Annotated in this window: 11 protein-coding genes; 6 read left to right on the top strand and 5 right to left on the bottom strand. The window is 60.4% G+C overall.

What is annotated here, in order from left to right:
- Nucleotides 1-4: 4 nt before the first annotated feature.
- Nucleotides 5-760 carry a spermidine synthase gene (locus ACIQY3_RS21855; protein WP_403023423.1) on the top strand — a complete coding sequence of 252 codons (756 nt, stop codon included), beginning with the start codon at nt 5-7 and terminating at the stop codon, nt 758-760.
- Nucleotides 761-870: 110 nt separating this feature from the next.
- Here ACIQY3_RS21855 and ACIQY3_RS21850 read toward each other — a convergent pair whose 3' ends face one another.
- A complete protein-coding gene (locus ACIQY3_RS21850) occupies nt 871-1,662 on the bottom strand; it encodes a crotonase/enoyl-CoA hydratase family protein (protein ID WP_403023421.1) in 792 nt (263 codons plus the stop codon).
- A 421-nt stretch (nt 1,663-2,083) separates the two neighbouring features.
- On the opposite strand from ACIQY3_RS21850, the gene ACIQY3_RS21845 reads away from it, so the two are divergent.
- Nucleotides 2,084-3,757: a DEAD/DEAH box helicase gene (locus ACIQY3_RS21845; RefSeq protein WP_403023418.1), complete on the top strand. Its 1,674-nt coding sequence runs from the start codon at nt 2,084-2,086 to the stop codon at nt 3,755-3,757.
- Between the two features lie 215 nt (nt 3,758-3,972).
- Here ACIQY3_RS21845 and ACIQY3_RS21840 read toward each other — a convergent pair whose 3' ends face one another.
- Complete coding sequence (locus ACIQY3_RS21840) at nt 3,973-4,740, bottom strand: DODA-type extradiol aromatic ring-opening family dioxygenase (protein ID WP_403023415.1); 768 nt, start codon at nt 4,738-4,740, stop codon at nt 3,973-3,975.
- A 103-nt stretch (nt 4,741-4,843) separates the two neighbouring features.
- On the opposite strand from ACIQY3_RS21840, the gene ACIQY3_RS21835 reads away from it, so the two are divergent.
- A complete protein-coding gene (locus ACIQY3_RS21835) occupies nt 4,844-5,497 on the top strand; it encodes a thiopurine S-methyltransferase (RefSeq protein ID WP_403023412.1) in 654 nt (217 codons plus the stop codon).
- A gap of 176 nt (nt 5,498-5,673) precedes the next feature.
- On the opposite strand, the gene htpX is transcribed toward ACIQY3_RS21835, so the two are convergent.
- Both htpX and ACIQY3_RS21825 read right to left on the bottom strand, forming a co-directional pair.
- Nucleotides 5,674-6,561 (bottom strand): protease HtpX, encoded by an 888-nt coding sequence (htpX, locus tag ACIQY3_RS21830; protein WP_123409452.1) that lies wholly within the window; start codon nt 6,559-6,561, stop codon nt 5,674-5,676.
- A gap of 315 nt (nt 6,562-6,876) precedes the next feature.
- Nucleotides 6,877-8,088, bottom strand: a complete 1,212-nt coding sequence (locus ACIQY3_RS21825) for a pyridoxal phosphate-dependent aminotransferase (protein WP_054052048.1) — start codon at nt 8,086-8,088, stop codon at nt 6,877-6,879.
- 225 nt (nt 8,089-8,313) lie between these two features.
- Between ACIQY3_RS21825 and msrB the strand changes: the two genes are divergently transcribed.
- The 3 genes from msrB to ACIQY3_RS21810 all read left to right on the top strand — a co-directional run bounded on the left by msrB (nt 8,314) and on the right by ACIQY3_RS21810 (nt 9,841).
- Nucleotides 8,314-8,709: a peptide-methionine (R)-S-oxide reductase MsrB gene (gene msrB / locus ACIQY3_RS21820; RefSeq protein WP_403023407.1), complete on the top strand. Its 396-nt coding sequence runs from the start codon at nt 8,314-8,316 to the stop codon at nt 8,707-8,709.
- A gap of 188 nt (nt 8,710-8,897) precedes the next feature.
- Nucleotides 8,898-9,383, top strand: coding sequence for a glutathione peroxidase (locus ACIQY3_RS21815; RefSeq protein WP_213940770.1), 486 nt, complete (start codon nt 8,898-8,900; stop codon nt 9,381-9,383).
- Nucleotides 9,380-9,841 carry a MarR family winged helix-turn-helix transcriptional regulator gene (locus ACIQY3_RS21810; RefSeq protein ID WP_403023402.1) on the top strand — a complete coding sequence of 154 codons (462 nt, stop codon included), beginning with the start codon at nt 9,380-9,382 and terminating at the stop codon, nt 9,839-9,841. Before ACIQY3_RS21815 ends, ACIQY3_RS21810 begins: the two co-directional genes overlap by 4 nt.
- On the opposite strand, the gene ACIQY3_RS21805 is transcribed toward ACIQY3_RS21810, so the two are convergent.
- Nucleotides 9,825-12,146, bottom strand: coding sequence for a response regulator (locus ACIQY3_RS21805; protein WP_403023399.1), 2,322 nt, complete (start codon nt 12,144-12,146; stop codon nt 9,825-9,827). The two genes, ACIQY3_RS21810 and ACIQY3_RS21805, sit on opposite strands and share 17 nt — an antisense overlap.
- Between the last annotated feature and the right edge of the window lie 2 nt (nt 12,147-12,148).

The following is a 12,148-nucleotide window of genomic DNA, read 5'->3' as shown; positions in this document are numbered from 1 at the left end:
CGAAATGACTGAGGAGCGCGTCGAGCATCTGCTCGCCGAGGTACAGGATGAGTTCGGCGTGATTCGCGTGCTGGAAGTGGCCGATTACCGCTTTCTAGAATTCGGCGATGCCATCGAGCAAAGCTGCGTGTTCACCGCTGACCCGAGCTGGCTGGAATACGACTACACCCGCGCCATGTTGATCGGTGCGTTGTGTCACGAGCAGCCGGAAAGTGCGCTGTTCCTCGGTCTCGGCGCCGGCACGTTGACCCAGGCCTGTCTCAAGTTCCTGCCGCTGGAAGACGTCGAAGCCATCGAACTGCGCCCGGACGTGCCGCGCCTGGCCATCGAATACCTGGGGCTGGATGACGATCCCCGGCTGTATATCCGCGTCGGCGATGCGCTGGAGTTGCTGGAGACCGCTGAACCGGCAGACCTGATTTTCGTCGATCTCTATACCGACGTCGGGCCGGGCGTCGGGCATCTGGCCTGGAGTTTTCTGGAAAACTGTCAGAAACGCCTGAGTCCGGGGGGCTGGCTGGTGATCAATCAGTGGGCCACCGACGACGGCAAACCGCTGGGCGCCGCAATGTTTCGCGGGCTCTATCATCGGCATTACTGGGAACTGCCGGTGAAGGAGGGCAACGTGATCCTGATCGTGCCGTCGGAGCTGGATCAGGAACTGGATATGGACGGCCTGATCGCCCGGGCCGAAGGGCTGGCGCCGCAATTGGGGTATTCGTTGTTGTCGTTGATCAAGGCGATTCGGCCGGCGACTTGATGGGGTGTCTGTGATGGCCTCTTCGCGAGCAAGCCCGCTCCCACAGGGAAATGCATTCCAATGTGGGAGCGGGCTTGCTCGCGAAGAGGCCCCTGCTACCAATGCATCCCTCAAACCCCTTTAAAGACCCCCGGTCGCTTCTCGACCATCGACCGCACACCTTCCTTGGCATCCTCACTGGCCAGCAACTTCTTCACCATCGGCGGCAACGCCTGTGCCGCCGCGGTTTCCCCTTCATACCGCGCCTGTCTGGCAGACATCAACGTCGCCTGAACCCCCAACGGCGCCTGCCGGGCGATGCGCTCAGCCAGTTCAATCGCCCTCGGCAACAGATCCTCACTGGCCATGACTTCCTGCACCAATCCCAGGCGCAACGCGTCATGCGCATCGAATTCATCGCCGGTCAGCAGCCAGCGCATGGCGTTGCCCCAGCCGGCGACCTGATGCAGACGCAACGTGGCACCGCCGAACGGGAAGATCCCGCGCTGCACCTCCATCTGGGCGAAACGGGTGTTGCTGGCGCAGAGGTTGATGTCGGCGGCCAGCATCAACTCGATGCCGATGGTCAGGCAGTAGCCTTGCGCGGCGACGATCACCGGTTTGCTCACCCGTGGCCCGGCGAACACGCCCCACGGATCACAGCCGCCGGGCGGTGCCTGCCAGCCTTCGGCGAGGGCGGCGCTGGCATTGATCAGGTCGAGCCCGGCGGTGAAATGCTCGCCATGGCCGAACACCACCGCCACCCGCGCCTCGCTGTCGGCCTCGAATTCGCCATAGGCCAGGCTCAGTTCGTTGAGCAGGTCCAGGTCGAAGGCGTTGCGCTTGGCGACCCGGTCCAGGCCAAGTAACACGACATGACCACGTCGTTCACGGCTGACGCGACTGGAAACGGTCTGATTCATGGGGCATTTCCTCGGGCGGGAAGGAGAGGTCAGACCGAAGGTCTGCGTCACAAGGGTGAACCGTTTTAGCGCCATCACCAGCAGGGCCGGGCCTTTGAAAAATAGACCGTTGCACGATTATCCGCAAAGCCTGTGACACAACGGTATATACGTCAGTTTTCCGACAAATAATGCTCCCTTTTTGGGCGAATTCCGGTATAGTGCGCGCCGGCCTTTAACCGGGCCGCGTTTAGGTAGCGCAATTCCCCGAAGTCAGCTTCGGCTGCACGTCCGCACAGCGGACTCTCCCTTGACGAATCTTTTTCATTCATTCGTTTTCGCAAATCCCCGCCGACAAAGCAGCCAGGGCGACTCTTGAGTCTTACACGGCATGCGCAGCTTTGGAGCATGGGTCTTTGCGGATGCACTTAGAGGCAGACCCATGACCCAGGAAACCGGCGGCTTCGCCGCTTTTAATCTTAATCCGAATATTCTTGCAGCCGTCATTGCGACCGGCTACGAAGAACCTTCGGCTATTCAGCAGCAATCGATCCCGATCATCATGGCCGGCCACGACATGATTGGCCAAGCGCAAACCGGTACCGGTAAAACCGCCGCGTTCGCCCTGCCTATCCTGCATCGCATCGATCCTGCCAAGCGCGAGCCGCAAGCCCTGATCCTGGCGCCAACCCGTGAGTTGGCGCTGCAAGTAGCAACCGCTTTCGAAACCTACGCCAAGCAAATGCCGGGCGTTACCGTTGTGGCCGTTTACGGCGGCGCCCCTATGGGCCCACAACTGAAAGCAATCCGTAATGGCGCACAGATCGTTGTCGCCACGCCGGGCCGTCTGTGCGACCACCTGCGTCGTGACGAAAAAGTCCTGTCGACCGTGAACCACCTGGTTCTGGACGAAGCGGACGAAATGCTCAAACTGGGTTTCATGGACGACCTCGAAGTTATCTTCAAGGCTCTGCCACCGACCCGTCAGACCGTATTGTTCTCGGCGACCCTGCCGCAGTCGATCCGTGCCATTGCCGAGCGTCACCTGCGTGATCCGCAGCACGTGAAGATCCAGACCAAGACTCAGACCGTTACCGCGATCGAACAGGCTCACCTGTTGGTTCACGCTGACCAGAAGACCTCGGCTGTATTGAGCCTGCTGGAAGTCGAAGACTTCGACGCCCTGAGCAGGTTCGTGCGCACCAAGCAAGCGACCCTGGACCTGGCCAGTGCCCTGGAAGCCAAAGGCTACAAAGCCGCTGCGCTGAACGGTGACATTGCCCAGAACCAACGTGAGCGCGTGATCGAATCCCTCAAGGATGGCCGTCTGGACATCGTTGTTGCGACCGACGTTGCTGCTCGTGGCCTGGACGTTCCGCGTATCACTCACGTGTTCAACGTTGACATGCCGTACGATCCAGAGTCCTACGTTCACCGTATCGGCCGTACTGGCCGTGCCGGTCGCGAAGGTCGTGCACTGCTGCTGGTGACTCCACGTGAGCGCCGCATGCTGCAAGTGATCGAGCGTGTAACCGGTCAAAAGGTTGCCGAAGTTCGCCTGCCGGACGCACAAGCTGTTCTTGATGCCCGCATCAAGAAGTTGACCAACAGCCTGTCGCCGCTGGTGGCTGATGCCGAATCGACTCACGGTGATCTGCTCGATCGCCTGACCGCCGACATCGGTTGCACCCCGCGTGCCCTGGCCGCTGCTCTGTTGCGCAAGGCCACCAACGCTCAGGCGCTGACCCTGGCTGCAATCGAGAAAGAACGTCCACTGGTGCCGAACAACGCACCGCGTGGCGATCGTCCAGAGCGCACCGGTGATCGTCCGGACCGTGGTGATCGTGAGCGTCGTGCTCCGGTTCCATTGGCCGAAGGTCGTGCTCGCTGCCGTACCGCGCTGGGTGCGCGTGATGGTATCGCTGCCAAGAACCTGCTGGGCGCTATCCTGAACGAAGGCGGCCTGGCTCGCGAAGCAATCGGTCGCATCCAGGTGCGTGACAGCTTCAGCCTCGTCGAGCTGCCGGAAGATGGTCTGGAAAAACTCCTGACCAAACTGAAGGACACTCGCGTTGCTGGCAAGCAGTTGAAGCTGCGTCGCTATCGCGAAGATTGATCCGCTCTCGGGCTGATTGATCGCACATAAAAAATCCCCGACTGGTTCGGGGATTTTTTTTGCCTGCGGTTTGTGCCTGGCTGGAGACCGAGTTGCCTTCATTCGCGAGCAAGCCCGCTCCCACAGGGGATCTCTGTAATACACAGATATTGTGTTCACTGGAGATCCCCTGTGGGAGCGGGCTTGCTCGCAAAGGGCGCGACACGGTCTACCTGTCAGCCAAACCGGTAAATATCCATCCCCAGCGCCCCCATCGTGAACCCCTGGTGGGCAATCCCGAACTCACCCCCAGCCCCGCGAGCAAAGTACAACGGCAGCAGATGCTCATCGCTGGGATGGTTGCGCACGGCATTCGGCGCCTGCTGGCGATAATCGTGCAGCGCGTCTTCGTCGTTGGCAGCGAGCTTCTCAATCATCCAGTCGCGGAACGCCTTGGCCCATGGCTCGACGCTTTCCGGGCCGGCATGCCAGTCCAGTTCGCGCAGGTTGTGGGTGATGCTGCCGGAGCCGATCAACAGCAAGCCCTGTTCGCGCAGGCTGGCCAGGGCATGACCGACACGGGTTTGCAGGGCCGGGCCGCCGCGGGTTGGCAGTGAGACTTGCACCACTGGAATGTCGGCCTGCGGGTACATCAATGACAACGGCACCCAGACCCCGTGATCGAACGGCCGCTTGGCATCGATGCGGACCGGCAGGCCATCGGCTTTCAGCAACTCGGCTACCTCGGCCGCCAGTTGTGGATCGCCGGGCGCCGGGTATTGCACGTCGAACAGGGCTTTGGGGAAGCCACCGAAGTCATGCCAGGTTTCAGGCTGCGGATTGCCGCTGACCAACAGCTCGTTGCTTTCCCAGTGCGCAGACACAATCACGATGGCCCGGGGTTTCGGCATTTGCGCCGCCAGGCGCGCCAGGGCGGGGCCGCTGGCGCCTGGTTCCAGTGCCAACATGGGCGAGCCATGGGATATGTACAGGCTGGGGAACATGAATGAGCTCCTGAGGGGTAAGATGGCGTCATCTTCAGTCAGATCATTGATCTAAATCTAATATAAGTTTTAGGGTCTTTTGATCGAATTTTCGGGATTAATTATGCAGCCGGAGTTTTGGCACAAGCGGTGGACGTCGAATCAGATCGGCTTTCACCTGCCGGAAGTGAATCCATATCTGCAACGGTACTGGCCGCAGCTCGGCCTGGAAGAGGGCTCGCGAGTACTGGTGCCGTTATGTGGGAAAAGCCTGGATCTGCTGTGGCTGGCCAAATGCGGCCACGAGGTGTTGGGCGTCGAATTGTCGGAAAAAGCCGTGGAAGACTTTTTCCACGAACATCAATTCGACCCGGACGTCAGCGACCAAGGCCCCTTCACGGTCTATCGCGCGGGCTCGATTGAAATCTGGTGTGGCGATTTCTTCGCATTGACCGCCGGTGACGTGGCTGATTGCAGCGCGTTGTACGACCGCGCGGCGCTGATCGCCTTGCCGCCGAAAATGCGTGAGCAGTACGCCGAGCACTTGAAGCGGATTCTGCCGAAAGATTCACTGGGGTTGCTGATTACCCTGGATTACGACCAGGCACAAAAGGACGGCCCGCCGTTTGCCGTGCTGGATGACGAAGTGCAGCGGCTGTTCGGGGCGAGCTGGGAGTTGAAGATTCTGGAAGACCAGGACGTTCTGGGTGAGAGCTGGAAGTTTGTCGAAAGCGGTGTGACACGGCTTGAAGAACGGGTGTATCGGGTTTCCAGCTGATAGATCCGGGTTGTTTGTGCTGGCCCCTTCGCGAGCAGGCTCGCTCCCACATTGGAATGCATTCCTCCTGTGGGAGCGAGCCTGCTCGCGAAAGGGCCCTGAGAACACCACAAAAATCAGCAGACAAAAAAAAGGCCCGCATTCGCTGCGGGCCTTTTCTTTTAGTGCGAAGCCAATCAGCCCCGACGACGCAACGCGTCAATACGTTCTTCGAGCGGCGGGTGGCTCATGAACATGCGGGCGAACCCCTGTTTGATGCCACCGTTGATGCCGAAGGCGTTCAAGGTGTCCGGCATGTGCACCGGCAGACCTTGCTCGGCCCGCAGGCGCTGCAGGGCGCCAATCATCGCGCCAGTACCGGCCAGGCGTGCGCCGGCTTCGTCTGCGCGGAATTCGCGTTTGCGCGAGAACCACATGACGATCGAGCTGGCCAGGATCCCCAGCACCAGTTCGGCGAAGATGGTCGCCACGTAATAGGCGATGCCCTGGCCTTCTTCGTTCTTGAAGATCACCTTGTCGACAAAGTTGCCGATGATCCGCGCGAAGAACATCACGAAGGTGTTCACCACGCCCTGGATCAGGGCCAGGGTGACCATGTCGCCATTGGCCACGTGACCGATCTCGTGGGCCAGCACGGCTTTGACTTCATCCGGCGAGAACCGCTCGAGCAGGCCCTGGCTGACCGCGACCAGCGCGTCGTTCTTGTTCCAGCCGGTGGCGAAGGCGTTCGCCTCGTAGGCCGGGAAAATCCCGACTTCGGGCATCTTGATCCCGGCTTCCCGGGACAGTTGCTCGACCGTTTGCAGCAGCCATTGCTCGTGACGGGTGCGCGGCTGGCTGATGATTTGGGTGCTGGTGCTCATCTTCGCCATCCACTTGGAGATGAACAGCGAGAACAGGGAACCGGCGAAACCAAAGACCGCACAGAAAATCAGCAGCTGATTGAGGTTGAGATCAACCCCGTTGGCCGCCATGAACCCGTTGAAGCCGAAAAGGCTCAGGGTGATGCTGGCAATCAGCACGACCGCCAGGTTAGTGGCCAAAAACAGCAGGATGCGCATCATGGTTGTAGAAATCTCCTCATGCTAAAGATGTAGCGTACTGCGGGGTATATAAGGTGCTGCACCGTGCTATTCAACCGGGTGACTATTTCAAACTGTGTCCTACAGCAACAGTTTAGCTGCGTGCAGGGCATTTCCGACGCGGACGCAGGAAAGGTTTGTCAGTCGAAGGACTGCGAGGCCCCCGTCTTTGTTAGGCGCGAGCATAAAAGCCATCGTCAGGCAGCGCTGGCAACGGGGATCTGCGGCAAGGTGTAGCGATGTGTTGCTGAATCAATCACCGTGCGACACGGACCGCGCCGCACGGTGATCGCCAGGTTACTGGCGGTAGGTCTTGAGGAAGTTGCCGATCCGGCCGATGGCCTGATCCAGCTCGTCGACCCGGGGCAGGGTGACGACGCGGAAGTGATCCGGCCATGGCCAGTTGAACGCCGTGCCTTGCACCACCAGCAGCTTTTCGGAGAGCAGCAGGTCGAGCACGAACTTCTCGTCGTTGTGAATCGGGCACACCTTCGGGTCGATACGCGGGAAGGCATACAGCGCGCCCATTGGCTTGACGCAGCTCACGCCCGGAATGTCGTTGAGCAATTCCCAGGTGCGGTTGCGTTGTTCCAGCAGGCGACCTTGCGGCAACACCAGGTCATTGATGCTCTGATAGCCGCCGAGTGCGGTCTGGATCGCGTGCTGGCTCGGCACGTTGGCACACAGACGCATGTTGGCCAGCATGTCGATGCCTTCGATGTAGCTCTGGGCGTGGTGTTTCGGCCCGGAAATGGCGATCCAGCCGGAACGGAAACCGGCCACGCGGTAGGACTTGGACAGACCGTTGAAGGTCAGGCACAGCAAGTCCGGGGCCAGGGAAGCGGTGCAGATGTGCACGGCATCGTCGTAGAGGATCTTGTCGTAGATCTCGTCGGAGAACACCACCAGGTTGTGCGAGCGGGCCAGTTCGAGCATGCCCAGCAGCACTTCCTTCGAATACACCGCGCCGGTCGGGTTGTTCGGGTTGATGATCACCAGGGCCTTGGTGTTCGGGGTGATCTTGGCCTTGATGTCGGCCAGGTCCGGGAACCAGTCGGCGCCCTCGTCGCACAGGTAGTGCACCGGGTTGCCGCCAGCCAGACTCACCGCTGCAGTCCACAGCGGGTAGTCGGGCGCCGGCACCAGCACTTCGTCGCCATTGTTGAGCAGGGCCTGCATCGACATCACGATCAGCTCGGACACGCCGTTGCCCAGGTAGATGTCTTCGATGCCGACGCCTTCGACCTGCTTCTGTTGGTAGTACTGCATCACGGCTTTGCGCGCGCTGAACAGGCCTTTGGAATCGCTGTAGCCCTGGGCGGTCGGCAGGTTGCGGATCACGTCCTGGAGGATTTCATCTGGCGCTTCGAAACCAAAGGGCGCCGGGTTGCCGATGTTCAGCTTGAGGATGCGATGGCCTTCCTCTTCCAGGCGTTTGGCGTGCTTGAGCACTGGGCCGCGAATGTCGTAGCAGACGTTGGCGAGCTTGTTCGATTTGCTGACCTGCATGGCGATGTGTTCCCGAAAATGAACGATCCAGGCGGCGGATGGACAACCGTACTGGGAATCCTGCGTACTCACACAGGCCTGACGCCTTCAGTGGCGACACTCATAATCCGTTTGAATGCGCGGGGTCTGGCTGCCAGACTGGCGTTTGACGAGGCGCAATCATACGTGCCGCCCGATCCGTGGAAAAGGTACAGATCGGGCTTTTTCAGCTGCTGAGGTGTGACGATGGAAAAGTTGGATAAAACCCTGGAAGAATGGAAGGCAATGCTCGACCCGGAGCAGTACAACGTTTGCCGTCTCAAGGGCACTGAGCGCCCGTTCTCCGGCAAGTACAACGACACCAAGACCGACGGCGTTTACCACTGCATCTGCTGCAATGAGCCGTTGTTTGATTCCAAGACCAAATTCGATTCCGGCTGCGGTTGGCCGAGCTTCTACGCTCCGATCGGCGAGAGTGCGATGGTCGAGATCCGCGACGTCAGCCACGGCATGATCCGCACCGAAGTGGTCTGCGCGAAATGTGACGCACACCTGGGACACGTGTTCCCGGATGGCCCGCCACCGACCGGTTTGCGTTACTGCATCAACTCGGTGTGCCTGGACCTGGTGCCGCGCTCGTAATGCGAGCCCCGTAGGAGCTGCCGAAGGCTGCGATCTTTTGATCTTCAGCGATTTCGAGAAAAAGCAAAATCAAAAGATCGCAGCCTTCGGCAGCTCCTACGCGTGGCCGGCATTTCATAATTTAGATTGCGCACAATTCAATTGCTTACTATGTTTGACGCTTCTTCCTTCATCTGGAGCCCAAACCCATGAGCGACAATCTGCTGAGCATCCCGGTTACCACCATCAAGGGTGAACAGAAAACCCTGTCCGATTTCGCCGGCAAGGCCGTGCTGGTGGTCAATACCGCCAGCAAATGCGGCTTCACCCCGCAGTACAAAGGCCTCGAAGAACTGTGGCAGACCTACAAGGATCAAGGTCTGGTCGTGCTCGGTTTCCCCTGCAACCAGTTCGGCAAGCAGGAGCCCGGCAACGAAGGGGCGATTACCGAGTTCTGCGAGCTGAACTACGGTGTCAGCTTCCCGCTGTTCAAGAAGATCGACGTCAACGGTTCCGACGCTCATCCGCTGTTCGTGCAACTGAAAAAGCGCGCACCGGGCCTGTTGGGTTCCCAAGGCATCAAGTGGAACTTCACCAAGTTCCTGATCGGCAAGGACGGCCAGTTGGTCAAGCGTTTCGCCCCGGCCACCAAGCCCCAGGACTTGACCGCCGAGATCGAAGCATTGCTGAAATGAACAGCGTGTCCGCCGATTCCCTGAAACTCGACAGCCAGCTCTGTTTCAAGCTGTATGCCGCTTCCCGGGCGGTGATTCGTGGCTATAAGCCGATGCTCGATCAGCTCGGCCTGACCTACCCGCAATACCTGGTGATGCTGGTGTTGTGGGAATGGCAGGAAGAGGCGCCGGAACAACCGACCGTCAAGGCCCTGGGCGAACGCCTGGCGCTGGATTCCGGCACGCTCACGCCGTTGCTCAAGCGGCTTGAGCAACTGCAACTGGTGCAGCGCCAACGTTCGGCTCGGGATGAGCGTGAGGTGCACCTGAGCCTGTCGCCCGCCGGCATCGCCTTGCGCGAGCAGGTCGGGCCGCTCAAGGCGCGCCTGCTGTGCGACAGCGGCGTGGACCTGAATCGCCTGAATGAACTGCGCGATGGCCTTGATCAGTTGTTGGGTCAGATCAAGGCGCTGTCGTAGTCGGTATCCACAAGTCGAGCAGGGCGGCCAGTTCTTCCCGGCGAAAGGGTTTGGCCAGGTAGTCGCTCATGCCCGCCACACGGCAACGCTCGCGTTCTTCGGACATGGCGTTGGCGGTCAGGGCGACGATCGGCAACTGCGGCCAACGCCCGCTGCGGCGAATGTGCCGACTGGCTTCGTAGCCGTCCATCACCGGCATGTTGCAGTCCATCAGCACCAGATCGAAGTCACTCAGCTCAAGTTGATCCAGGGCTTCTGCGCCGTGGGCGGCGACAATCACTTCGCAGCCGAGTTTGCCGAGCATGCCCTTGGCCACCAATTGATTGACCGGATTATCTTCCACCAGCAGCACCCGACCGCGGCGTTGGGGGGTGAGGGCATCAAGTTGTGCGTCGTTGATCGTGGCGGCCTCCGGCTGCAACACCCGGCGCAGGGTCTGGTACAGCGCGTTGCGGGCCAATGGCCGCGCCTGTTGTTGCAAGGGCGCCAGGGCCGCGGCTTCTTCGCTGGGCATGAAGCTGCCATAAGCCGTCACCAGCAGAATCGGTGCCGTCAGCGTGGGGCGCAGGCCGAACAGGCATTCCGGGCAGTCGGTGATCAAGACATCGGGATCGAGGCCGAGCAACGAGTCCTCAATGGAGCGTTGCTGGTATTCGAGCCCCCATAACGGCAGCAGGCTTTTCAAGAGTTCCGCCAGGCCACTGCTGGCCGATGTGATCGCGATGACCTTGCCTTGCAGCGGCGGGGGCGCAATGGCGCGGGTGTGGCAGGGCAGCGGCAGGTCGGCGCAGAACTGGCTGCCGAACCCGGCTTCGGAACTGATCGTCAGCCGCCCTTGCATGGCTTCGCAGAGGTTGTAGGTCAGGGCCAGTCCCAACCCGGTACCGCCGAATTGCCGGGTAATCCCGGCGCCGGCCTGGGTGAAGGGCTGGAAGATTTTCACCTGGGCATCCTGGGCGATCCCGATACCGGTGTCGCACACCTCGATGCGCACGCCGTCTTCAAAGGTGGAAAGCCGCACATCGACCCGCCCGAAACGGGTGAACTTGAGGGCGTTGGACAGCAAGTTGCTGACAATCTGCCGGACCCGGGTCGGGTCGCCCAGCACCAGCGCCGGGAACTGCGGATCGATCAGGCAGGCCAGTTCAACGCTCGGTGCGGCGTTCTGCGACAGCAGGTTGGCGGTGTCCTCGATCAGCGAGCCGAGGTCGAACGGAATGTGTTCGAGCTCCAGCTGCCCGGCGTCGAATTTCGACAGGTCGAGAATATCGTTGAGCAGTTCCACCAACACTTTGCCCGAGTCATGGGCGATGGACAGTTGCTGCTGTTGCTCGGCATTGAGCGGGCCGTCGAGGGAGAGGGCGATCATCCCCAGCAGGCCGTTGAGCGGTGTGCGGATCTCGTGGCTCATGTTGGCCAGGAACGCCGAGCGCGCTTCGGCCATGTCCAGTGCGGTACTGCGGGCGACTTCCAGTTCCTGGTTGGATTGGCTGAGCCGGGTGTTGATCGCCTTCAGTTCTGCGGTGCGGGCCGAGACGATGTTTTCCAATTGCGCGAGGTAGTCGGTCAGGCGGTTTTCCGCGTTGCGCCGCTGCTGGATTTCGGTGGCGATGTTTTCGAACTGTTGATTGGCCACTTTGACCAGCACACCGATTTCATCGTTTTCATGCCCCGCCGGGTACTCCAGCCACGTCGGTTCCGCGCTACGCGGATCGCGGCCGCTGAGTTCGCGGATGACCCGCACCAGCGGCTTGGTCAGCATCACGTAGAACAGCGCCAGGAGAATGCCGGTGAGGATCAGGCTGCGGGCGAAACCGTTGAGCAAGGTCACTTCGGCCCGGCGCAGGAAGCGGTTGCCGAAGGAATAAGTGTCGACTTCCAGCTGCAACGTGCCGAGGGACTCATCGGGCAAATGGTCGAGGTAGAGTCGGTCTTCGAACTGCCGGTTGGCGCCGAACAGGAAGTCGCTGATCACCCGATAACCGCTTTGCAGGCCCTGGCGCTTGACGCTGGCCAGCACGGTATTGTTGTTATCGGTCAATTGCGCGCTGATGATTGCCGGCGAACGCAACAGGCCCATGGTCAGTTCCTGGGCGAGTTCGGCGTCGATGTTGTAGGCGATGCGTGAAGCCGGGTTGTGACTGATTTCCAGCAACGACAGGATTTCGCGGTTGATGGAGGCGTCTTCGCTGGCATAATCGATGCCTATTTGCACCAGACTGAGCAAGGTGCCCAGTATGAAACCGACCAGCACAGTGAGCCGGGCTTGCTTGTATGACAGCCGGTGGGTGAACTTGATATCCATGG

The organism is Pseudomonas sp. NPDC096950, from assembly GCF_044762525.1.
Lineage (GTDB): Bacteria > Pseudomonadota > Gammaproteobacteria > Pseudomonadales > Pseudomonadaceae > Aquipseudomonas.
The sequence above is the reverse complement of the archived record's forward strand: the minus strand, read 5'-3'. Positions and strand labels throughout refer to the sequence as shown.